At 53.4% G+C, this 21,000-nt stretch carries 23 protein-coding genes and 1 tRNA gene; 15 read left to right on the top strand and 9 right to left on the bottom strand.

The features are described from left to right. The first annotated feature begins 65 nt into the window (after positions 1-65). Positions 66-1,279 (top strand): IS3 family transposase gene (locus NHG65_RS18635; protein ID WP_499182531.1). Its coding sequence is split into 2 segments (ribosomal slippage): positions 66-408 and positions 408-1,279, totalling 1,215 coding nucleotides; the frame shifts between segments, so codons are not numbered across the junction. A gap of 60 nt (positions 1,280-1,339) precedes the next feature. Here NHG65_RS18635 and ypdK read toward each other — a convergent pair. From ypdK to NHG65_RS18620, 3 genes are all read right to left on the bottom strand, one after another. Further along, positions 1,340-1,414 carry a membrane protein YpdK gene (gene ypdK / locus NHG65_RS18630; protein ID WP_112349011.1) on the bottom strand — a complete coding sequence of 25 codons (75 nt, stop codon included), beginning with the start codon at positions 1,412-1,414 and terminating at the stop codon, positions 1,340-1,342. Positions 1,415-1,969: 555 nt separating this feature from the next. Next, positions 1,970-2,410 (bottom strand): type II toxin-antitoxin system HicB family antitoxin, encoded by a 441-nt coding sequence (locus NHG65_RS18625; RefSeq protein ID WP_207978899.1) that lies wholly within the window; start codon positions 2,408-2,410, stop codon positions 1,970-1,972. A 78-nt stretch (positions 2,411-2,488) separates the two neighbouring features. Continuing rightward, positions 2,489-2,929: a DUF805 domain-containing protein gene (locus tag NHG65_RS18620; RefSeq protein ID WP_099063687.1), complete on the bottom strand. Its 441-nt coding sequence runs from the start codon at positions 2,927-2,929 to the stop codon at positions 2,489-2,491. Between the two features lie 293 nt (positions 2,930-3,222). On the opposite strand from NHG65_RS18620, the gene mltB reads away from it, so the two are divergent. Next, positions 3,223-4,308 carry a lytic murein transglycosylase B gene (gene mltB / locus NHG65_RS18615; RefSeq protein WP_413477972.1) on the top strand — a complete coding sequence of 362 codons (1,086 nt, stop codon included), beginning with the start codon at positions 3,223-3,225 and terminating at the stop codon, positions 4,306-4,308. Between the two features lie 273 nt (positions 4,309-4,581). On the opposite strand, the gene NHG65_RS18610 is transcribed toward mltB, so the two are convergent. Continuing rightward, on the bottom strand, positions 4,582-5,733 hold the full coding sequence (locus tag NHG65_RS18610; RefSeq protein WP_207978895.1) for a porin: 1,152 nt from the start codon (positions 5,731-5,733) through the stop codon (positions 4,582-4,584). A 422-nt stretch (positions 5,734-6,155) separates the two neighbouring features. Here NHG65_RS18610 and NHG65_RS18605 point away from each other — a divergent pair, with 422 nt between their 5' ends. Continuing rightward, positions 6,156-6,446: a hypothetical protein gene (locus NHG65_RS18605; RefSeq protein ID WP_207978894.1), complete on the top strand. Its 291-nt coding sequence runs from the start codon at positions 6,156-6,158 to the stop codon at positions 6,444-6,446. 90 nt (positions 6,447-6,536) lie between these two features. After that, positions 6,537-7,460: a DMT family transporter gene (locus tag NHG65_RS18600; RefSeq protein ID WP_099063691.1), complete on the top strand. Its 924-nt coding sequence runs from the start codon at positions 6,537-6,539 to the stop codon at positions 7,458-7,460. A gap of 323 nt (positions 7,461-7,783) precedes the next feature. Here the strand turns inward: NHG65_RS18600 and dsdC are convergent, their stop codons facing one another. From dsdC to NHG65_RS18580, 4 genes are all read right to left on the bottom strand, one after another. After that, entirely contained in the window at positions 7,784-8,713 is a 930-nt protein-coding gene (dsdC, locus tag NHG65_RS18595) for a DNA-binding transcriptional regulator DsdC (protein WP_207978893.1), read from the bottom strand. 217 nt (positions 8,714-8,930) lie between these two features. Continuing rightward, positions 8,931-9,470: a DUF2058 domain-containing protein gene (locus tag NHG65_RS18590; RefSeq protein ID WP_207978892.1), complete on the bottom strand. Its 540-nt coding sequence runs from the start codon at positions 9,468-9,470 to the stop codon at positions 8,931-8,933. Positions 9,471-9,638: 168 nt separating this feature from the next. Next, a tRNA-Arg gene (locus NHG65_RS18585) sits at positions 9,639-9,713 on the bottom strand. A gap of 130 nt (positions 9,714-9,843) precedes the next feature. After that, positions 9,844-10,773 carry a formate/nitrite transporter family protein gene (locus NHG65_RS18580; protein WP_207978891.1) on the bottom strand — a complete coding sequence of 310 codons (930 nt, stop codon included), beginning with the start codon at positions 10,771-10,773 and terminating at the stop codon, positions 9,844-9,846. Positions 10,774-11,026: 253 nt separating this feature from the next. On the opposite strand from NHG65_RS18580, the gene ccmA reads away from it, so the two are divergent. The 10 genes from ccmA (at position 11,027) to mlaA (ending at position 18,886) form a co-directional block, all read left to right on the top strand. Next, the gene (gene ccmA, locus NHG65_RS18575) at positions 11,027-11,659 is read left to right on the top strand and encodes a cytochrome c biogenesis heme-transporting ATPase CcmA (RefSeq protein WP_261416794.1); all 633 of its coding nucleotides are present in this window, start codon (positions 11,027-11,029) and stop codon (positions 11,657-11,659) included. Beyond that, complete coding sequence (ccmB, locus tag NHG65_RS18570; RefSeq protein ID WP_099063697.1) at positions 11,659-12,318, top strand: heme exporter protein CcmB; 660 nt, start codon at positions 11,659-11,661, stop codon at positions 12,316-12,318. The genes ccmA and ccmB overlap by 1 nt, the downstream gene beginning before the upstream one ends. A gap of 117 nt (positions 12,319-12,435) precedes the next feature. After that, positions 12,436-13,173, top strand: coding sequence for a heme ABC transporter permease (locus tag NHG65_RS18565; protein ID WP_219016711.1), 738 nt, complete (start codon positions 12,436-12,438; stop codon positions 13,171-13,173). Beyond that, positions 13,170-13,406 carry a heme exporter protein CcmD gene (ccmD, locus tag NHG65_RS18560; RefSeq protein ID WP_112348790.1) on the top strand — a complete coding sequence of 79 codons (237 nt, stop codon included), beginning with the start codon at positions 13,170-13,172 and terminating at the stop codon, positions 13,404-13,406. The genes NHG65_RS18565 and ccmD overlap by 4 nt, the downstream gene beginning before the upstream one ends. Next, on the top strand, positions 13,403-13,897 hold the full coding sequence (gene ccmE, locus NHG65_RS18555; RefSeq protein ID WP_012146100.1) for a cytochrome c maturation protein CcmE: 495 nt from the start codon (positions 13,403-13,405) through the stop codon (positions 13,895-13,897). The genes ccmD and ccmE overlap by 4 nt, the downstream gene beginning before the upstream one ends. Then, positions 13,894-15,864 carry a heme lyase CcmF/NrfE family subunit gene (locus NHG65_RS18550; RefSeq protein ID WP_085117899.1) on the top strand — a complete coding sequence of 657 codons (1,971 nt, stop codon included), beginning with the start codon at positions 13,894-13,896 and terminating at the stop codon, positions 15,862-15,864. The genes ccmE and NHG65_RS18550 overlap by 4 nt, the downstream gene beginning before the upstream one ends. Then, entirely contained in the window at positions 15,861-16,412 is a 552-nt protein-coding gene (locus NHG65_RS18545; protein WP_112348792.1) for a DsbE family thiol:disulfide interchange protein, read from the top strand. Before NHG65_RS18550 ends, NHG65_RS18545 begins: the two co-directional genes overlap by 4 nt. Beyond that, a complete protein-coding gene (locus tag NHG65_RS18540) occupies positions 16,409-16,882 on the top strand; it encodes a cytochrome c-type biogenesis protein (protein ID WP_085117898.1) in 474 nt (157 codons plus the stop codon). Before NHG65_RS18545 ends, NHG65_RS18540 begins: the two co-directional genes overlap by 4 nt. Beyond that, a complete protein-coding gene (gene ccmI, locus NHG65_RS18535) occupies positions 16,882-18,093 on the top strand; it encodes a c-type cytochrome biogenesis protein CcmI (RefSeq protein WP_099063700.1) in 1,212 nt (403 codons plus the stop codon). Before NHG65_RS18540 ends, ccmI begins: the two co-directional genes overlap by 1 nt. A gap of 34 nt (positions 18,094-18,127) precedes the next feature. Then, positions 18,128-18,886: a phospholipid-binding lipoprotein MlaA gene (mlaA, locus tag NHG65_RS18530; protein WP_085117894.1), complete on the top strand. Its 759-nt coding sequence runs from the start codon at positions 18,128-18,130 to the stop codon at positions 18,884-18,886. Positions 18,887-19,000: 114 nt separating this feature from the next. On the opposite strand, the gene fadL is transcribed toward mlaA, so the two are convergent. Further along, positions 19,001-20,278 (bottom strand): long-chain fatty acid transporter FadL, encoded by a 1,278-nt coding sequence (gene fadL / locus NHG65_RS18525; protein WP_099065652.1) that lies wholly within the window; start codon positions 20,276-20,278, stop codon positions 19,001-19,003. A gap of 407 nt (positions 20,279-20,685) precedes the next feature. On the opposite strand from fadL, the gene NHG65_RS18520 reads away from it, so the two are divergent. Continuing rightward, positions 20,686-20,982 (top strand): YfcZ/YiiS family protein, encoded by a 297-nt coding sequence (locus NHG65_RS18520; protein WP_099065653.1) that lies wholly within the window; start codon positions 20,686-20,688, stop codon positions 20,980-20,982. Positions 20,983-21,000 lie beyond the last annotated feature (18 nt).

Genomic DNA, 21,000 nt, shown 5'->3' with positions numbered 1-21,000 from the left:
ATCTATGTATCTGACCCGTCCTAAATAGCGTTGACACATTTTACTCACGCACAGAGGAAAATGTGATGAACCAGTATGTTAAACGCACGCAACGCGATTACTCTCTATCCTTTAAATTAGCCGTCGTCGAACAGGTCGAAAAAGGTGAAATGACCTGCCGTCAGGCCACTGACCGTTACGGTATTCAGGGAAACGCAACGGTGTTGAACTGGCTACGCAAGCACGGTCAACTCGACTGGCGTTCATCCTCCCCCACAAGAACGTGCGGAGTCACCATGCCCAAAATGCCGCTTACGCCCGAACAACGCATTAAAGAACTGGAGCAGCAACTGGCTGAATCAGAAGTCAAAGCCCAGTTTTTTGAAGCCGTTGTGAAAGTGATGAATACCGAGTTCGGAGCAACACTGACAAAAAAGCAGTTGGCCGTCTTATCACGCAAACACAAACGCCGAGACTCACAATAACGCGCGTCTGCCGGTATATGGGCATCAGTCGGCAGGCGTGGTATCAGTCATTGCAACGTGAGTGCGGGAAAGAAAGACAGGCCCGGCACATCGTTGAGCAAGTGACCGCCATTCGGTTGCACCAGCCCCGGTTGGGCACACGCAAACTGCATTACTTGTTGCGACAGCAGCCAGAGCCCGCGTTGCACGTTGGCCGGGACCGTCTGTTCCAGATACTGCGCTGTTCACGATTGCTGGTGATGCCCAAACGGGCCTATCACAAGACGACACACAGCCACCATCGTTTTTACCGTCATCCCAACTTGTTGAAGCCGGGTGCAAATCAGGTCATTGCCCATCGCCCGGAACAGGTGTGGGTAGCGGATATCACCTACCTTCCGCTGAGGACAGGCACGGCGTATCTGAGTTTGGTAACCGATGCCTGGTCGAGAAAAATCGTGGGTTATCATGTTCATGACAGCCTGCATACCCGGCATGTGGCCAACGCGTTCAAAATGGCGTTAGCCGGGAGGCGCACAACCCATGCGCTGGTTCATCACTCAGACCGGGGTATCCAGTACTGTTCGAAGGAATATCAGGAATTACATCAACGGCATGGTGTCATCTGTTCAATGACGGATGGGTATGACTGTTACCAGAATGCCCTGGCGGAACGGGTAAACGGGATATTAAAAATGGAGTATCTGCTCGGCAGCCCGGAAGATATCGGGCAAGCAAGAAAGATGGTCAGGCAGTCAGTGGAAATCTACAACACACGACGGCCACATCTGTCGCTACAATACAAAACGCCCGATGAAGTTCATCGGGCGTTATAAGGCTGAAAAGTGTCAACCTATAGCCGGACTAGTCAATCTATATTCCCGGTCATGCCGTGGTTATGCAACCATCAGCATAAAGGTGCCAATCCATGTAACCAACATGAATGAAACGCCAAATACAAAATATTTCACTGAACAACTCCCGTCTGGAGTCCCTCGCAAGCCAATGATCCCGATTGTTGTGCTGAGTATTTTGTGGGTAGTCGGCAGTGGAGAGGCGGATCCTTCAATAGGAAGAACAACGTCCTTGACCACAGATTACCCGGTTGTCGTGCTTCAAAGTCCGTGAGGTAAAACATGAACCACGACAGGATCGGCGTTAATGTACTCCCAATGCCAGCCAGATTACAATACTGTGTTTTTGATCACACTTTTTGACGGTTTTTTAACCAGCGCAGACTGTTTTTAAACGATTTTTATTTCGCTTTTTTATCAGGGAAAAGGGGAATAGCCCGCTTGAGCGGGCTTTATTATTGTGTTTGCTGTGATGTTATGAAAAGGGATCAGGCGACGGCGTTGGCACCGGTCAGCAGGATGGCCCAGAAGACAAGGCACGACAGCAGAATAACGGCCCAGATATTGCGGCGACTCCACTCCATTTTTAGCCTTCACTTTTGCTCTTGAGGATTCGGTAATGAACACATCGGCGAAAAGTGGCGGAAATTTAGCCCCCGGCAAAAATATTTTTTATTGTTGGCGAATTTCTGCTACTGCGGTTTGCACCTCATAGCCCAACAGGTAAAGAGCCTGTTCCAGAGCTTCGACCTTGGAGGCATAGGCAACGTCCAGCAGGCGATCCATTTGCCCGGCGTTAAAGCCCAGTTTACGTGCCAGTTCCGCTTTTGAGGTGGTTCCAGCCAGCATAATGTTATGCAGTTCGAGCTTGAGTTTAACCAGCACCGGCAGGTGGATTGCCAGTTCATCCTGCAGGGGGCGGGAAGGGGGCGGCACCGGGCGACCTTCTTCCATTTCCAGCGCAATGGCAATCAGCAGACTTTCCTGCGCTTCCAGTTCTATGTCTTCACGTTTATAGCAGGCGGCCTGTTGTTCAGGGAAATCACGAAAGTGAATCTGCCAGGCATCGCTGTCGTTATCAAAGGCGTAGTGGGCGGGATAGTGGCAAGACATGGTATTTCCTGTTTGGGCCGGGAATGATGCGGCATTGTGACCGCTTGCCCCACAGATAGCCAGTGGCGATACTGACGGTTAACCCGCTTTGCGCGTGCGCCATCCGGTAGGTAACAACAGTGCGCAGGCCACGCCAATCAGACTGATAACCACAAGCCAGCGCTGTATCGGGCCGGGATAATAGTTATTCACCACGCTAAGCAGATACATCACCAGTGCCAGCGGCCAGCCAGGCGTGCCGACGTCATTGAGACGAAAGGCGGTACGGGCGACGAGCCAGACGGTTAAACTTATCCAACTCAGTGACCAGAACATAATGCACAGTAAATAGACAAATACCGAAAAGAACTCGGCAATGTCGCTGTGCGCATAGGCGCGAAAAAGATTTTTATCCAGATAGGGTGACAGGTATGACAGCAACGTCAGACCGGCGGCGAACACAGCCACCGAGAAAACATATTCCCTGCGGGTAATACGGCGTTTAAAGATGTTTTTAGCGATCTGTCCTAGAGTTTCCACAGTGACATTCCGTTGTTTCAGTGATGACTGCCAGCGCAGTCAGCCAAAGAGGGGGAGTGTAGTGATGCTTTTTTTTGAGTCAATATGATAATTGTTCTCATTTATTCAATGTTTAGGTTCTGTTTGTGCGGTTGCTTACCCTAAGTAATTCCTTGTTTCTGTGCTTCCCGTCACGTTTTATAAGGTTTTGGCGTCAAGACGCCATGATCGGCCACATAATCCAGTTTGTTCGCACCTGACAATGGATTAACATAACCCACACTTATCACTGGCCTGGCTTATATGGATATCCGATGCGTCATTTAGTTGTTCTTCTCCCCCTGCTTACCTTACTCACTGCCTGTAGCAGCGGGCCGAAGTCGACCCCAGCCACGCCTCAGGACAACAGCGTCAAAGGCGGTTTTTTGCTGACGCCAGCGCATTCCGGCCAGCCGCTGGGCGGTGATTTCGCCAACAATCCGAACACCGCCCGTTTTATCGATAAAATGGTGCAGGAACACGGTTTTGATCGTCAGCAACTGCATGACGTGCTGGCCCAGGCCAAACGCCTGGACTCTGTACTGCGGCTGATGGATCGCCAGGCACCGACGCCAACCACTCAGGCGCCGTCCGGCCCGAACGGTTCCTGGCTGCGGTACCGCAATAAGTTCATCACGCCGGATAACGTGCAAAATGGCGTGCAGTTCTGGAATCAGTACCAGGACGCGCTGCAACGTGCTTACCAGGTTTACGGCGTGCCGCCAGAGATTATTGTCGGCATTATCGGCGTTGAAACCCGTTGGGGCCGCGTGATGGGTAAAACCCGCATTATCGATGCGCTGTCTACTCTGGCCTTCAACTACCCACGTCGTGCCGATTACTTTGCCGGCGAGCTGGAAACCTTCCTGCTGATGTCGCGTACTGAAGGGGATGATCCGCTGGAGTTACGCGGTTCTTTCGCCGGAGCAATGGGTTACGGCCAGTTTATGCCGTCCTCGTTCAAGAGTTATGCGGTTGATTTCAACGGTGACGGCCACGTTAACCTGTGGGATCCGGTGGATGCCATCGGCAGCGTCGCCAACTACTTCAAAGCGCACGGCTGGAGCAAGGGTGAACCCGTTGCTGTGCCGGCCAACGGTCAGGCTCCGGGGTTGGAGAATGGCTTTAAAACCCGCTACTCGGTTGCCAGTTTGTCTGAGGCCGGGCTGACGCCGCAAGGGTCGCTTGGCGGCAATCAGGAAGCCAGCCTGCTGCGCCTGGATATGGGGACCAGTTACCAGTATTGGTACGGTTTACCTAACTTCTACACCATTACCCGCTACAACCACAGCACCCATTATGCGATGGCTGTGTGGCAACTGGGCGAAGCGGTGGGTCGCTCGGCGCGTGGCGGATTCTGATGCTGGGCAAATAATGGAAAGGCCGCAGAAGCGGCCTGATTTTGATGACAAAGTTGTTTTTGAATCCGAGATACCCGGGCCTAGCGCACCGAGGGGCCATTATGGGACACGTCCGTGTGTCCCACCCTACGGGCCGACGGAGTCGTTCCAATTTGCTCCCGGCAAATTGGTCGGCGGGCAAGCCGCTACGACCCCTTCGGCACGCTCTCCCTAATAACGGGCTTTGTCCGTAGTCTGAGGCCGCTTAAGCGGCCTTTTTTACGTCGCTAGCAATTAGAAATCGTAACGCAGACGCACCAGCGTCATATCGCCGAGGTTGTCAGTGCTTGAAGTCAGCACGTGTTCCACATCTACCCGGAAACCGTAATCAAACTGCACGGTAACGCCCAGGCCGTTATCAATGCGTTGATAGTCACGGCCGCTGACGTACTCCAAACGGTCGCCCATAAAGTACGGCATTACGGATTTCACCGCATATTGCCCTACCGGCACGGTATAACCGGCCAGATACTCAATACCCCAGGCGTCACCGGCGAAGTAGTCGTCAAGGTTGGCTTTTTTGGTGGTCAGGAAGTTGTTGTACCAGCCGCCGCCAAAGGTCAACGTCCAGTTATCCGGTTTCCAGCTCAGCGCGGTACCCAGGATGTTTTGGTCGTAATCTTTTGTGCTGTTGCTGGAGGGATCACGCATTTCGGCGCGGGTATAGTTCCACGCGGTGCCCCAGGTCAGGTCCGGCGTCAGGTGGTAATCCACACCCAGTGAACCCCCGCCTTCGCGCTTGTAGCGCAGGCCGTTACCCGGCAGGTACTCGTTATCGCTGAACAGGTATGAGGCATAAACGTCAGCATCACCAAAGGTGTTTTTGTACTTCAGCATCTTGCGTGAACGGTAGGAGCCGTCGTAATCCCCGTTGATACCGTTGCCCGGAGCCTGGGCCAGCATGTCGTAATCCCAGATATCGGTTTTGGCGCCGACCACGTCGTAATACACGCTGTTCTGCTGACCAAAGGTCAATTGTCCCCAGGTTTTGCTTTTCAGACCGGTGTACAACATGCGGCGGCTGGTGTTGTTGGCACCGTCGGCATAGTGGCTATCCCAGTTGAACAGCGCAGGGATATTCACCCCCAACTCGTAGTAGCTGATCCAGCTAATGTCATCGAACAGGTAGTAATCGGCGGCAAAGCGGAAGCGGGTGCCGCCGTCGAAACCGTTACGTTTGTAAGAACCTTTATCGCCATCGCCGGTCATGTTGTTGAACTGCGGGCGGATGCTGCCGCCGACGGTAAAGTTAAGACGGCTCAGCGGATCACCCGCTTGTGGATCCTGCTTCAGCAGGGTGATTTCAGCCTGAGCAGCGAAAGAAGCACTGCCAACTACCAATCCCAGAGCAATTGCCTGAGTTAATGCGCGCAATTTGTATGTCATTTTATATCCCTGTGTGTACTTGCCAACTTCACTGAACCTTCTGGCATCAGTGATTTGCTCAGGAAGTTTTCTGAGCGTTTTCATTGCTTTTAGCGTGGGTAAAGCGAAATGCATATGTAACACAACGTGCGTCACAAAAAGTTACTTTTCCTGCTAATTATTGGTTTTTTTTGTAACTGGCAGCAGTGCGGTGCTGCGATGCAGCCAGGCGATGGAAAAACTTAACTTAATGGCACAACAATGACGATGATGCTCGGATGAATTCATCTAACACGAAGGTTTATATTTTTCACTTGTCAGTGAAGGGCAGATGCCGTGTAATTTCATCGCGCAGAACGATATTTAAATAAGCGGATATAACGTCATTGACTAGGGTGATATCTGAAAAATGGATAAGGCTAATAAGGATCATGGAGAGGGTTATGAAAAAGTATTTAATGTTGATTATCGGTCTGTTGCCATTGCCGTTGATGGCGGCCGAGTCGCACGTTTGCCAGTCACAAGCTTATGATTATGCAAGTATTGGTAATCTTAGACTGAGTGATGACACGATCTTTAACTGTCGTGATATTGGGCGCGTCACTATCCCTGAGCTGGCCAAACGGGGCTGGAAGGTGACCCATGTAGCGCAACAGACGGAATATACCGGTGAAGTCGACAGTGATAGCGAAGTCATTAAGATGTACCAGGAAATAGTGGTTTATAAAGACTAACCTTTTATATTTCCCTCAGATTTATCCATCACCTTTTTATTAGCGGTGAGGGAAGAGTGTATTTTTATTTAAGCGGCTTGAGGTGGTGTGATGAGTGCCAGAAACAACATAGACAGCAGGGCTGCCGCCGCCATGATGATGATATGCGCCATATGGGGGCTGCAGCAGGTGGCGATCAAGGCCGCCGAGCCGGACATTTCTGCCGTACTGCAAATCGCCATTCGATCGGGCATTGCCGCCCTGGCGGTTTACCTCCTGGCGCGCTACCGAAGCGAAAAGTTCGTTTTCGATCGCCCCACGCTGCTAGCAGGCCTGTGCGTTGGGGGGCTGTTCGCGTTGGAGTTCTTTTTCGTCTCCGAAGGTTTGCGCTATACCAGCGCGTCGCACATGGCGGTATTTTTGTATACCGCACCTTTATTCTCCGCCATCGGGCTGCATTTTGTTATTCGGCATGAACGGCTGTCGTTGATACAGTGGGTCGGTATTGCCATCGCCTTCGGCGGTGTGGTGCTGGCCATCTCCGGCATGAGTGGTAGCTCGGGCGCAGAAAGCCAACTGCGTGGTGATATTTATGGCCTGCTGGCGGGAATGTCCTGGGGCGGTTCGACCATCGTCATTCGCACCACCGGGCTGGCAAACTGCTCGTCAAAACAGACCCTGTTGTTCCAGCTCTCGGGTGCCTGCATTCTGCTATCTCTGTTGGCGCTAACCACGGAGAACGTTCATTTCACTTTGAGTGCTGTGGCCTGGAGCAGCCTGATATTCCAAACGGTAGTGGTCTCTTTTATCAGCTATTTGATCTGGTTTTCTTTACTGCGTCATTATCAGGCGTCCTCGTTGGGTATCCTGACCTTTATGACGCCCATTTTTGGAATTTTAGCCGGCGTGGTGATATTGGGGGAGCCGCTGCAGATTGAGTTTATATTGGGTTCTGTGCTGATCGTTTTAGGATTGATTGTCGTGAGCTGTTCTTATTTATTTTATCTCAATAGAGGAATTGTACCTAAAATATAAGCTATGGATGTAGATGTTAATACCTATCAAATTACTTGTGAAAGTCAATTCACCATTACTGTGCAAATATCAAAGTATGCCTGGGGTTATCCTTTGATTACACTCAGTGATAATGGTGACTTTTTCGTGGTGAAAAGCACTAAGCGCGGTCGGTTATCTAACCAGACACCGGTTGAGATAATAAAATTCTCTAATAACGCTACAGTAGTGTGGGATAACGGCCGCAAGCATATTTATTATTCAAAGGCCGGGCGGTTGTACAGCTGCGCACTTGAATTTTCTTATACCCCAAAGAAGTGGTAATCATTTTAAACCTCTGGCAATCAGGCCAGAGGCTCTATCTTCATCATCCACTGTTTGAACGCGATGATCTTCGGCCACTGACGTTCGGATACGGTCGACACAAAATAACAGTGTTCGCAGGGCAGGATCATGTGGGGAAATGGGATAATCAGTTCGCCGCTTTTGATCCAGTCTTGCACCAGATTAAGCCGTCCCATGGCAACGCCAAGGTGTTGAGTCGCCGCCAGCACCGCCAGGTCAGAACGATCGAACTCCATGCTTTTGCTGTCGGTATCCAGGCCCAAATCAAAATGTTGTGACCAGGTTTGCCACTCGTCTTCGCCGGAATTATATCTGTCATGCAACAGGGTGCTGTGCGCCAGATTTTCAGGCGCATTGTAGAGGTTATGCGTTTTGGCGTACTGCGCAGTACAGACCGGGACCATGGACTCTGACATAAAGGCTTCATCCAGCTGCTGGCCCGACGGCAGCCGGCCAAAATATAGAGCCAGATCAACCCCTCTGTTGGCCAGGTTAATGTTTTCCTGCCCGGTGAGAATGTTTAAATGAACGGTGGGGTACTGGGCAATAAAGTCACCGATCCTCGGTATCAGCAAACACTGTACGATGGAGGGGTGGGAGTAAATGGTCAGGGTACCCGTCAATTCACGGTTCCTGATATCAAGAATTTCCTGAGTCAGGGCATCGAAGGAGCTGCTTAACGACCATTGCATCCGCTCGCCTTCCGGCGTTAGCGTAATTCTGCGGTGAAAACGCTGAAATAAAAGAAAGCCCAACTCTTTCTCAAGCAAATTTATTCTGTGACTTACGGCGCTGGGGGTAATTGACAGTTCTTCCGCCGCCAATGAAAAGGAGAGGTGACGAGCGACACATTCAAAAGTATGCAAGCGTGAAAATTGATAACTGGTCAGCGGATTGGCTCGTTGTGAATATTTTTTGTTGGGGAACATGCTATTACTCCATTCGCGTCATGTTACCAATGTTAGCATTTTAATTTATGGATATAAAATGAGAATTCACTTATTTATGAGGGGTGGCGATATTTGAATAATTTTTTTGCGCTGGGTTTAATATTTTCAGGGAATATAGCTTGGCATTATTACCGACCAGGGCGGGCGGAACTGAGAGGTGAGGGCAAGGGTTATTGTCCGTTGCCCCAAGCATTTCTTACCACATTAGATCATCAGGCACGACAAAATCGGCATACGGATCTTCATCGTCTTGATCCTCCTGATTCAGTACATTACTGACTACAATGCTGCTGGCATCACGCTGCGCAATTTTATTTGCCACGATTGCGGGGATAATCGCGTAATCGTTATCAAGGCCATTATCAGCAACCAGGCGCGCAATGGCGAGACGACCACTGATTAACTGGGATTGCGTCGCTTTATCCACACTGATATTTTTAATTAAATTATTGTCTGTGAAGTTATAGCTAACATTGCCTTTTGAAATAATGATCCGGTTCATTTCAATTAACTGTTTAACCTGAGCTTTATACTCTTTAGACAAGGCCGCTTGCTTTTGTTGCTCACTAAGCTGTTTATCACGTTCAACTTGTGCCTTTTTATTGACTTCCACCGCCTCTCTGGCCTCACGAGCCTGAACTCGCGATTTTTTAGCGGTTTTCTGCACTTTCGCCAGTTTCTTACTGTTGACCAATCCGGCTTTAAGCATCTGCTCTTGTAATGTGAGTTTTGTCATGTTCGTTTCTAAAATCAATTAAATCGTGTGTGAGATTATACCTTTAATAGTCGACCTTGCGCCAGATTGTGAGGCAGGGTGATGCATCATGCTGATAACACGGTAAGTTTTAAGGCCTGGTGAGGCAAGGGAGCTGGGGAGGCGAAAGTGCTGAATAGGCAGGCTTAATGGTGTCCCCGACTGGAATCGAACCAGTAACTAGCCCTTAGGAGGGGCTTGTTATATCCGTTTAACTACGGGGACGCTGCGGGCTGGCAACCTGAGGCTGCCGGGGCAGTATACCTTTTTTTACCCGCAGAATAAGCGCTTAGCGGTGCGTTTGCTCATTCCCTCGCCAATATGCGCGGAATTTCGTGTGCTGCGCTGACCGCGATCACGGTTTTCTCGCCTTGGCAGTCTGTTTTTCTGCCTCCAGCCGCGCCGCTTTGTTTTTATCACTCATATCATTGCGGATCTGTGCATGGCTGATTAACGCAAAGATAAAGGTGCCGCCGATAATGTTGCCGGCCAGCGTCGGAATGGCGAACGGATAGATAAAATCTTGCCAGGGGATCACACCGCTAAACACCAGATAAAGGATCTCGACCGATCCGACCACGATATGGGTCAGATCGCAGATCGCCACCAGATAGGTCATCAGGACGATCACCCAAATCTTGGCGGCGCCGGCGGAAGGGAACATCCACACCATGGTGGCGATGATCCAGCCGGCAATAATACCGTTGGCGAACATTTCTGACGGTGAGTTTTGCATCACCTCTTCCGACAGGCTAACGAAGGCACTGCGGGTGTTTTCATCAAAAATCGGCATGTGAATAAATGCCAGTGACACCAGCCCGGTGCCAATCAGGTTGCCGAGCAGCACCACGCCCCACAGGCGGAACAGGATGATGAAATTTCTCGGCGTCGGTTTATGCATAATCGGCAGCACGGCGGTCACGGTATTTTCGGTAAACAGCTGCTGACGGGCCATAATCACAATGATAAAGCCAAAGGTATAGCCAATATTCTCGATAAAGAAGCGGCTGGGGTCGTCCGGTAAACGGGCATGAAAAATGCCCTTTGCCATCAGTGAAGCCCCCATCGACAACCCGGCGGCCACCGCTGACCACAGTAAAGCCAGCCAATCGCGTTCCAGCTCTTTCTCACCCTCCATGCGGATCTGCTCATGCACCGCTGCCGCGCGTGAGGGCAGGTTTTGTTCCTTTACCTCTATTTCGCTCTTGCCCTGTTCATGCTCCTTGCTCTCCACCTGCAGATGATCGTCGCTATCTGTATCAGGGCGCTGTTGTGGGTCGCTCATTATCTGCTCTCTCCTTTAACTGCTGTCTGGGTCACGGATTAAGCATAGTTGGCGTGTCGGCACGGCGAAAGCCATGTCGCAAATTGCAGAAAAAAGTAACAAGAGTTTAACGCCGTCGGTTTTTTCTTCGCATTATTGATCTGGGGCGCAATATTACCCCTATTGGAGTAGTTGAGTGACCCGCGGCGGGCTACGTGCCGCAGCATGGCTTATGCTATGATCGCTATCCCAAAGAAAAATATGAGTTCTCCCGATGCTGGAAGCTAAAAATCTGAGTTGCGTCCGCGATGAGCGCACCCTGTTTAGCGGGTTAAGCTTTACGGTGAAACCGGGCGATATTATTCAGGTGGAAGGGCCGAACGGCGCGGGCAAAACCAGCCTGTTGCGTATTTTGGCCGGTTTGGCGCGGCCGGAGGGGGGGGAAGTTTGCTGGCACGGGAAAAATACGTTGCGCCATCGCGAACGTTATTACCAGGATCTGCTGTTTCTCGGCCATCAGCCGGGAATTAAAGCCCAGTTAACACCTTTTGAGAACCTGCAGTTTTACCAGGCGGTACGTACCACGCCCGATCGTCAGGCCATTTGGCAGGCGCTGGAGCAGGTCGGGCTGGTGGGCTACGAGGATTTGCCGGTGGCGCAGCTTTCCGCCGGGCAGCAGCGCCGGGTTGCACTGGCGCGCTTGTGGCTCAGTGATTGCCCGCTGTGGATCCTGGACGAGCCGCTGACGGCCATCGACAAGCAGGGCGTGGCTGAATTAATTAGCCTTTTTGAGCAACATGCGCAGCAGGGCGGCATGGTATTGTTGACCACGCATCAGGATTTGGCCGGCGTAACGCAGGCGGTAGGAAAAATCAGCCTGACGGAAAACCGCGCGGAGAGTGTTTGATGTTTTTGACTATATTGCGCCGTGAGCTGAAGATTGCCTTTCGCAAAGGGTCGGAAATCGTTAATCCGCTGTGGTTCTTCCTGATCGTTATCACCTTGTTTCCACTGGGGATCGGGCCAGAGCCGCAGTTACTGGCGCGTATTTCGCCGGGGATTATCTGGGTCGCCGCGCTGCTGGCGGCATTGTTGTCGCTGGAGCGTTTGTTCCGTGATGACTTTCTGGATGGCTCACTGGAGCAACTGCTGTTGCTGCCGACGCCGCTGCCAATGACGGTGTTAGGCAAAGTGTGTGCTCACTGGGTAGTAACAGGCTTACCCCTGTTAATTCTGTCGCCGCTGGTGGCGTTGTTACTGTCGTTGGATATGAATACCTGGCTGGCGGTGGCGTTTACACTGCTGTTGGGGACGCCGACGCTGAGTCTGATCGGCGCTATTGGTGTGGCGCTGACCGTCGGGCTGCGCAAGGGCGGTGTATTACTGAGCCTGTTGGTGTTGCCACTGTATATACCGGTGCTGATATTTTCCACCGCCGCCATTGATGCTGCGTCTATGGGCATGCCGATAGACGGTTACCTGGCGATTCTGGGCGCGATGCTGGCGGGCAGTATAACGCTGGCACCATTCGCCACCGCAGCGGCGCTGCGTGTGAGCGTGCACTAGCTAACTTATTGAAATGCGGGTTAACGCCATCAAGAGCGTGTTCCACCGCACTGTAATTTTCGTCGCCTTGGTCAACGGGGCGGCCACCGTATAAATTTACCGTGAGCAATGACGACAATGTGGAAATGGTTACATCAATTTGCCCAGCCTGAACGGCTGTATCGTGTCTGCGGCCGCTTTATCCCCTGGTTGGGGCTGGCCGGTGCGGCCTGCCTGCTGCTGGGTTGGGTATGGGGTTTTGGCTTTGCCCCCAAGGATTATCAGCAGGGTGACAGCTTCCGCATCATGTATATCCATGTCCCGGCCGCCATGTGGTCGATGGGGATTTACGGTTCGATGGCGGTAGCGGCGTTCATCGGTCTGGTGTGGCAGATGAAAATGTCCGATACGGTGGTGGCGGCCATGGCGCCGGTCGGCGCGGTATTTACCTTTATTGCCCTGGTCACCGGCTCTGCCTGGGGCAAGCCGATGTGGGGCACCTGGTGGGTGTGGGACGCGCGCCTGACCTCTGAACTGGTGTTGCTGTTCCTTTATATTGGCATTATTGCGCTGTACAACGCCTTTGAAGACCGCCGCCTGGCGGGCCGCGCCGCCGGTATTCTGGTACTGGTGGGGGTGGTGAACATCCCAATTATTCATTTCTCGGTCGAATGGTGGAACACGCTGCATCAGGGATCGACCAATATGCAACAGAGTATCGCGCCAAGTATGCGCACCCCGCTGCGCTGGGCGATCCTCGGCTACCTGCTGTTCTTTATTACCCTCACTCTGATGCGCCTGCGCAATTTGATTTTGTCTCAGGAAAGTCAGCGCCCATGGGTCGTCGGGCTGGTCAATAAGGAGCGCCAACCATGAATGCCGCATTTACTTCCTGGCAGGGGTTTTTCGCTATGGGGGGCTATGCCTTCTACGTCTGGCTGGCGGTAGCCGTCACGCTGCTCTCGTTGTTGGGCCTGGTGGCTCATACTTTCTGGCAGCGTCGGCAATTGCTCGATGAGATCGGCCGCCGTCAGGCGCGCGAGCGACGTATTCGTCAGTCGCAGCAGTCGAAACAAAAATCCGCCAACCCGCGGGAGAAATCATTGTGAATCCACGTCGTAAAAGTCGCCTGTATCTGGCGATCGTAGTGCTGATCGGCGTTGCGCTTACCGCGACCCTGATGCTGTATGCGCTGCGTTCCAACATCGATCTGTTTTATACCCCGAGCGAAATTCTGCAGGGCAAGGGCGAAAATCATGAGAAGCCGGAGGTGGGCCAACGTCTGCGAATCGGCGGCATGGTGATGCCCGGCTCGGTGAAACGCGATCAGAAAACGCTGCAGGTCAGCTTCAAGGTCTACGACGCGCGAGGTGCGATCGACGTCACCTACACCGGCATTCTGCCGGATCTGTTCCGTGAAGGGCAGGGCGTGGTGGCGCAGGGCGTGCTGGGTGAAGGCAACGTGGTGAACGCGCGTGAAGTGCTGGCGAAACATGATGAAAAATACACGCCGCCGGAAGTGGCCGACGCGATGAAAGAAAATCATAAGGGGCCGGCTTCGGCTTACGCTACCCCGCAGAATGAGGGTGCCAAATCATGATGCCGGAAACGGGAAGTTTTCTGCTGTGCCTGGCGCTGGCGATATCGCTGCTGCTGAGTATTTACCCGCAGTGGGGCGCTGCGCGTCAGGATCGCCGCATGATGGCGGTGGCGCGCCCACTGACCTACGGCATGTTTGGTGCTATTGCGCTGGCATTCATCTGCCTGGTGTATGCCTTTGTCACCAATGATTTTACCGTGGCCTATGTGGCCGCCAACTCCAATACGCAACTGCCGGTGTATTACCGCATCGCCGCCACCTGGGGTGCCCATGAGGGATCGCTGCTGCTGTGGGTGCTGCTGCTGAGCTGCTGGTCGCTGGCGGTGGCGTTGTGCAGCCGTTCGATGCCGCAGGATGCGGTGGCACGCGTGTTGTCGGTGATGGGCATGATTACCGCAGGCTTCCTGCTGTTCATTATCATGACCTCCAACCCGTTCACCCGCACCTTGCCGAATTTCCCGATCGACGGCAGTGACCTCAACCCTCTGCTGCAGGATATCGGCCTGATTTTCCATCCGCCGTTGCTGTATATGGGCTACGTTGGTTTCTCGGTGGCCTTTGCCTTTGCGATTGCCTCACTGATGGCCGGCCGGCTCGATACTGCCTGGGCACGCTGGTCGCGTCCCTGGACCACTGCGGCCTGGGTGTTCCTCACCATGGGTATCGTGCTGGGCTCTGCCTGGGCTTATTACGAACTGGGCTGGGGCGGCTGGTGGTTCTGGGATCCGGTAGAGAACGCTTCATTTATGCCGTGGCTGGCCGGTACGGCGCTGATGCACTCGCTGGCAGTGACCGAAAAGCGCGGGACTTTCAAGGCCTGGACGGTGCTGCTGGCGATTACCGCCTTCTCGCTGTGCCTGTTGGGGACCTTCCTGGTGCGCTCCGGCGTGCTGGTCTCGGTGCACTCCTTTGCCTCCGATCCGGCGCGCGGTATGTTTATCCTCGCCTATCTGGTGATTGTGATCGGCGGTTCCTTGCTGCTGTACGCCGTCAAGGGTGGGCAGGTGCGCAGCCGGGTGCAGCATGAGACTTTCTCGCGTGAAACCTTCCTGCTGGGTAACAACGTACTGTTGATTGCCGCGATGCTGGTGGTGCTGTTGGGCACGCTGCTGCCGCTGGTGCATAAACAGCTCGGCCTGGGCAGTATTTCTATCGGCGAACCCTTCTTCAATACCATGTTTACCTGGCTGATGGCGCCGATGGCGCTGCTGATGGGGATTGGGCCGCTGGTGCGCTGGCGTCGTGATGAACCGACCAAGTTGTGGCGCCGCCTGAGCGTGGCGCTGGTGATTACGCTGGTGTTGTCGATCCTGCTGCCGTGGCTGTTGCAAGACAGCATCGCCGGCATGACGGTGGTGGGGCTGATCATGGCGGTCTGGGTCATTATCCTGACGCTGATGGAGTTGCACGAGCGTGCCACCCACCGTCACGGTTTCTGGCGTGGTTTGAGCCATCTCTCCCGCAGTCACTGGGGCATGGTGCTGGGTCACCTTGGCGTGGCGGTGACGGTGATCGGTATTGCCTTCAGCCAGAACTACAGTGTGGAACGTGATGTGCGCATGAAGGCTGGCGACAGCGTGGATATCCATAACTATCACTTTGTGTTCCGCGATGTGCATGATATTCGCGGGCCGAACTACACCGGCGGTGTCGGTATCATCGACGTTACGCGCAACGGTAAGCCGGAAGCGACGCTGCACGCGGAAAAACGCTACTACAGCGTGGCGCGCAGCATGATGACCGAAGCGGCTATCGACGGCGGCTTCAGCCGTGATCTTTACGCGGCACTGGGTGAAGAGCTGGACGATGGCTCCTGGGCCGTACGGTTGTACTATAAACCCTTCGTACGCTGGATCTGGTTCGGTGGCGTGTTTATGGCGATTGGCGGCATCCTGTGTATTCTCGATCCGCGCTATCGGATGAGCAAAAAACTCAAGCGTGAAGGTAAACTGGAGGAGCAGGCATGAATCGTAAGCTGCTGTTTATCCCGTTAATCCTGTTCCTGCTGCTGGTGGCGGCGTTTATGGTGCAACTGACGCGCAATGCCGGTGGCGAAGATCCGACCATGCTGGAGTCGGCGCTGATCGGCAAACCGGTACCGGCCTTCAAGCTGGAGTCGCTCGATCACCCCGGCAAGACTTACGATCAGGCGGTGCTGCGCAATGGCAAGCCGATGTTGCTGAATGTCTGGGCCACCTGGTGCCCAACCTGTCGGGCCGAACATCAATACCTCAATACGCTGGCCGCGCGCGGTATTCGCGTGGTGGGGCTGAACTATAAAGACGATCGCAGCAAGGCGGTGACCTGGCTGAATTCGCTGGGCAACCCTTATGCGCTCAGCCTGTATGACGGCGACGGCATGCTCGGGCTGGATCTGGGCGTGTACGGCGCACCGGAAACCTTCCTGATCGACGGGCAGGGCATTATTCGTTACCGCCACGCCGGGGATATGAACGAACGCGTCTGGCAGCAGGAAGTCTTGCCGCTGTACAAAAAGTACGGGGGTGAGGCATGAGGCTCATTGCTCTGCTGTTTGCCGCGCTGCTGAGCTGGAGCGCCGCTGCGGCTATTGATACCTATCAGTTCAAATCGGTGGAGCAGGAACAGCAATACCGTGAACTGACCGAGCAACTGCGCTGCCCGAAATGCCAGAACAACAGCATTGCCGACTCTAACGCCATCATCGCGGCGGACATGCGTACCAAGGTATACGAGCTGATGATGCAGGGGCAGAGCAAGCCGCAGATCATCGACTACATGGTGGCGCGCTACGGCAATTTCGTCACCTATGAGCCGCCGGTGACCCCGGCGACGCTGATCCTGTGGGTTGGCCCGTTACTGTTTGTGCTGATCGGCGGTGCGGTGGTGATACTGCGTACCCGCCGTCGCCGCAGCAGTGCCGCTAACGCTAACGATGAATTCTCCGAGCAGGAGCAGCAGCGTTTGGCGGCGCTGCTGAAAGAGACTGACAGGAAGAAACCCTAATGGCTTTTTGGCTGATTATTATTGTATTGCTGGTTGGCGCTGCGGCGTTGCTGGTGGTGCCGGCGATGCGCCAAAGCGACAAAAGCACTGCCGCTAGCCGCGATACGCTGAACAAAGCATTTTATCAGGACCGTCTGCACGAGCTGGAGCAGGACGAAGAGCAGGGGGTGGTTGCCGAACGTCCGGAGTTGGTGAAGGAGCTGCAGCAAAACCTGTTGAATGATATTCCCGGTCAGCAGGAAGCACAGGCGAAACCGATCAACCGTTGGGCGCTGGTACCCGGCGTCGCGTTATTGGTGGTGGTCACCCTGGGTTTTTATCTGAAAACCGGTGGGCTGGCGCAGGTGCTGGACTGGCAGCAGGTGGAAGCTCAAATGCCGGATCTGCGCGCACGGGTTGCCAATGAACGCGCTCAGCCGCTGAGTATGGAAGAGATTGCCCGTCTCGGCCTGGGCCTGCGTACCTCACTCCAACAGGACGATCGTAATATCAACGACTGGATGATGCTGGGCCGGGTAGGTATGGCACTGAATAACGCCACCACCGCGACTCAGGCATTCGCTCATGCTTATCAACTGGATCCGAATAGTCTGGAAGTTCGTCTCGGCTACGCGGAAGTCTTGACGCGATCCAACGATCCAGAGGATAACAAGCAGGCCACGCAGATGCTGCGCAAAATGATCGCCGAAGATCATACCAATCTGCGGGTGCTGAGCTTATTGGCCTTTAACTCCTTCGAACAGGGTGATTTCAAGCAGGCGATCGGTGCCTGGCAGGTGATGTTGAAACTGCTGCCGGCTAACGATCAGCGCGCCGAGGTGTTAAAGCGCAGCATTGAACAAGCAAAATCCCAGGCGGGCGGAGAAACTGTTAAACTTGGTATTAACGTGACGTTATCGCCGCAGGCGAGTAACGCTTTACCGCCGCAGGGGACGCTGGTGATCTCTGTGACCGATGGCACCAATCCGGTGCCGGTGGCGGTAAAACAACTGCCCTTAAGCCGTTTCCCGCTGTCATTCTCCCTGGATGACAGCAACGCCATGATGCCTGAGCGCCTGCTTTCGGCTCAGCATCAGGTCAAGGTGCGGGTGCGGATTTCTCAGGATGGTCTGGCCACGCCACAGGCGGGTGACTGGTTCGGTGAGAGTGCGCTGCAGAATTTCAGTGGTAAAGAGCAAATTGACGTTCAGATAAACAAACAGGTCCCCTGAATAAAAGACCGAACGTGTTTTCATGGAGAAGAATATGAACTTTCGCCTGACTGGGCTGGCTTTCACAACGGTGTTATTGGTGGGCTGTGCCAGCGCGCCACAAGATGAACCACAAGGGCGATCCGATCCTCTGGAAGGATTTAACCGGACGATGTTCAACTTTAACTATAACGTCCTGGATCCGTACGTACTGCGCCCGGTGGCCGTGGCCTGGCGCAACTATCTGCCGATGCCGGCACGTAATGGTATCAGCAACTTCACTTCCAACCTGGAAGAACCGGCCAGTATGGTCAACTCCTTCCTGAAGGGCGATCCGTACAAGGGGATGATCCACTTCAACCGTTTCTTCCTCAACACCCTTCTGGGGATGGGCGGCCTGATCGACGTGGCTGGCATGGCTAACCCGAAACTGGCGCGTGAAGAGCCGAACCGTTTCGGCAGCACTCTGGGGCATTATGGTGTCGGTTATGGCCCTTATGTGATGTTGCCGGGCTATGGCAGCTTCACTCTGCGTGAAGAGGGCGGTGACTGGGCAGATACCGTTTATCCGGTGCTGAGCTACCTGACCTTCTGGATGTCGGCGGGCAAATGGGTGGTTGAGGGGATTGAAACCCGCGCCGAACTGTTGGATTCCGACGGCTTGCTGCACAACTCTTCCGATCCGTACCTGATGGTGCGTGAAGCCTACTTCCAGCGCAACGACTTCCTGGCGAACGGCGGCTCGCTGAAGCCGGAAGTTAACCCGAACGCCCAGGCGATCCAGGGCGATCTGGACGAGATCGACTCGCAATAACCTCGGTTAGCGAAGATAAAGAACCTGCCATCCGGCGGGTTTTTTTTTGTCTTGTGAATGCGTAGGTAATAAAAAAGCGCCCCGCAGGGCGCTTTGGCTTCATCGTCGAAAGGATTAGAAGCGGTAGTTGAAGTTGGCACCGTACAGCCAGGCCTTGCCCACCGATTCGAAGGTGTATGGGCCTTCTTTAATGGTGACTTTCTGACCGTGCATGTAGGAGATACCGACGTCAACCGAAGCGTCTTTGTTGAACGCGTAGCTGGTACCGGCGCTCAGCCAGAAACGGTCCTGATCCGGGATAGAGATAGAACGGTTTTGAGCCGGTACCGGGCTGTCATCGAAGGCGATACCGGTACGGAAGGTCCAGTTATCGTCGTAGAAGTAGGTGGTACCCAGCGCGATGCGGTAAGCGTCTTTGAAGCCTTCATGCTTCTCGAACAGCGTCTGGCCGTTGTTGCCGGTAGCTTTCAGCTCCTGGAACTGACTCCAGCTGGTGTAAGCCAGGCTGTAGTGGACAGCCCACTGCGGCGCAACCTTGTTGTAGCCTGAGATTTCCCACATTTCCGGCAGGTTCAGGGTCAGAGAGCCAGGAATGGTATTGCCATCGGTCCCCCATGGCAGACCGGTTCTTCCCTGCAGCGGGTTAAAGCGGGATGGAATGCTGCTTTTGTAGTCGCCGTCGAAGTCGACTTTCACTTCTGAACGGTAAGTTAAGCCATAGCGGTTGTTTTCGTCGACTTCATACAGCAGGCCGGCGTTCCAGCCAAAGCCCCATTCATCGCCCTTCAGGTGAGAGATTTGAGTATCAGCCGGCATTCCGAGGGCTGCACCACTTTCACCCGCATAACGCTCAAGTTTGGCTTTAGCATAAACCGCATCAAAACCCAGACCGAAGCTGAAGTTTTGGTTCAGACGATAAGCACCGCTCAGGTTGAGGTTTACGGTGGTCAGGTCAGTTTTACCGCCGTAAGCGCCTGCGGTATAGCCATCGTTGAATTCGGTAGCCAGGCCGTAGTTACTGGTGACAGAGGCACCCACGGCAAATTGGTCATTAATCGGCTGCACATAGTGCAGGTTCGGCACCCAGGCGGTAGGGGCGATATTTTTAGAATCCAGGCTGGCACCAGAAGGTGACTTGCCGGTGATGTCCACGTCCGGATCGATAAACACCGCGCCGAAAGACAGCTCTGGGCGAGTGTACATCATCAACAAGGCCGGGTTGCGACTGGCGGAAGCCGCAGTGTCTGCCATGGCGCCTTCGCCAGAATACGAACGTCCCAAACCAGCTGATGAGAACTCATTCAGCTGGAATCCTGCGGCAGACACGTTTGAAGAAATAATTGCCACTGCAGCTGCGAGAGCTGATTTAGTCAATAGGTTTTTCTGGCTCATGACCAAAACCTCATTTTATGTGTTTATTATTTAAACATGTTACATAAAGTAACAAGGAAGCGCGCGATTGTAGGGTCCGATCCCATTCAGACAAATCAGACCAGTGGCTGAATTATAGGTCCGACCTGTGAGAATGTTGCAACATTGTTTTTGAAATATTTCCAAATTGATATCAAAAGAGAGATCTGGCTAACAAAAAACCAGCGATAGATAACAAAATTCTTACCATTTCTTAGCAGACGACGATTTTCATTTGTGATTTCCATCACTTAAAACACCTATAAAAAGTAAGTGCTAGTGATCGGTTTCGTCGCAGAGTAAAATGAGCGCAGAATCTTGTGTCTTTGCGCCAGTAGTTAAATGGCAATTCGGATCCGCGTCATGGCGATCCCTGAGGAGAATTAATCATGTCAAATGCACTTAATAAATGTAGCGCCCAGGAAACTGCCGCTTGTTGCTGTGTTGATGTCGGTACCGTCATGGACAATACCGATTGCACCGCCTCCTACAGCCAGGTGTTTGCTAATCAGCAAGATGCAGAGAAAATGCTGGCGGTGTTGACTGAAAAAGCCCGTAGTGTGGAATCCGACCCTTGCGACATCAGCAGTAGCATTAAACCGGTTGACGGTGGTGTGGAACTGGTGGCTGATTTCACCTTTGCCTGCCAGGCAGAAACCTTTATTTTCCAGCTCGGCCTGCGTTAATTGCTGCTTTAAAACGGT

It is taken from the genome of Serratia myotis (assembly GCF_027474885.1).
Lineage (GTDB): Bacteria > Pseudomonadota > Gammaproteobacteria > Enterobacterales > Enterobacteriaceae > Serratia > Serratia proteamaculans.
Note: the sequence above shows the minus strand (reverse complement) of the source record. Positions and strands in the feature narration are given on the sequence as shown.

Coding starts and splice junctions, on each gene's coding strand:
- ccmB (WP_099063697.1), top strand. CDS start 11,659: ATGTTTTTGACTATATTGCGCCGTGAGCTGAAGATTGCCTTTCGCAAA.
- NHG65_RS18625 (WP_207978899.1), bottom strand. CDS start 2,410: ATGTCTTGCCACTATCCCGCCCACTACGCCTTTGATAACGACAGCGAT.
- ccmI (WP_099063700.1), top strand. CDS start 16,882: ATGGCTTTTTGGCTGATTATTATTGTATTGCTGGTTGGCGCTGCGGCG.
- NHG65_RS18540 (WP_085117898.1), top strand. CDS start 16,409: ATGAGGCTCATTGCTCTGCTGTTTGCCGCGCTGCTGAGCTGGAGCGCC.
- NHG65_RS18580 (WP_207978891.1), bottom strand. CDS start 10,773: ATGAGCGACCCACAACAGCGCCCTGATACAGATAGCGACGATCATCTG.
- NHG65_RS18565 (WP_219016711.1), top strand. CDS start 12,436: ATGTGGAAATGGTTACATCAATTTGCCCAGCCTGAACGGCTGTATCGT.
- ccmD (WP_112348790.1), top strand. CDS start 13,170: ATGAATGCCGCATTTACTTCCTGGCAGGGGTTTTTCGCTATGGGGGGC.
- NHG65_RS18520 (WP_099065653.1), top strand. CDS start 20,686: ATGTCAAATGCACTTAATAAATGTAGCGCCCAGGAAACTGCCGCTTGT.
- NHG65_RS18545 (WP_112348792.1), top strand. CDS start 15,861: ATGAATCGTAAGCTGCTGTTTATCCCGTTAATCCTGTTCCTGCTGCTG.
- fadL (WP_099065652.1), bottom strand. CDS start 20,278: ATGAGCCAGAAAAACCTATTGACTAAATCAGCTCTCGCAGCTGCAGTG.
- mlaA (WP_085117894.1), top strand. CDS start 18,128: ATGAACTTTCGCCTGACTGGGCTGGCTTTCACAACGGTGTTATTGGTG.
- NHG65_RS18550 (WP_085117899.1), top strand. CDS start 13,894: ATGATGCCGGAAACGGGAAGTTTTCTGCTGTGCCTGGCGCTGGCGATA.
- mltB (WP_413477972.1), top strand. CDS start 3,223: ATGCGTCATTTAGTTGTTCTTCTCCCCCTGCTTACCTTACTCACTGCC.
- NHG65_RS18600 (WP_099063691.1), top strand. CDS start 6,537: ATGAGTGCCAGAAACAACATAGACAGCAGGGCTGCCGCCGCCATGATG.
- NHG65_RS18590 (WP_207978892.1), bottom strand. CDS start 9,470: ATGACAAAACTCACATTACAAGAGCAGATGCTTAAAGCCGGATTGGTC.
- dsdC (WP_207978893.1), bottom strand. CDS start 8,713: ATGTTCCCCAACAAAAAATATTCACAACGAGCCAATCCGCTGACCAGT.
- NHG65_RS18605 (WP_207978894.1), top strand. CDS start 6,156: ATGAAAAAGTATTTAATGTTGATTATCGGTCTGTTGCCATTGCCGTTG.
- NHG65_RS18610 (WP_207978895.1), bottom strand. CDS start 5,733: ATGACATACAAATTGCGCGCATTAACTCAGGCAATTGCTCTGGGATTG.
- ccmA (WP_261416794.1), top strand. CDS start 11,027: ATGCTGGAAGCTAAAAATCTGAGTTGCGTCCGCGATGAGCGCACCCTG.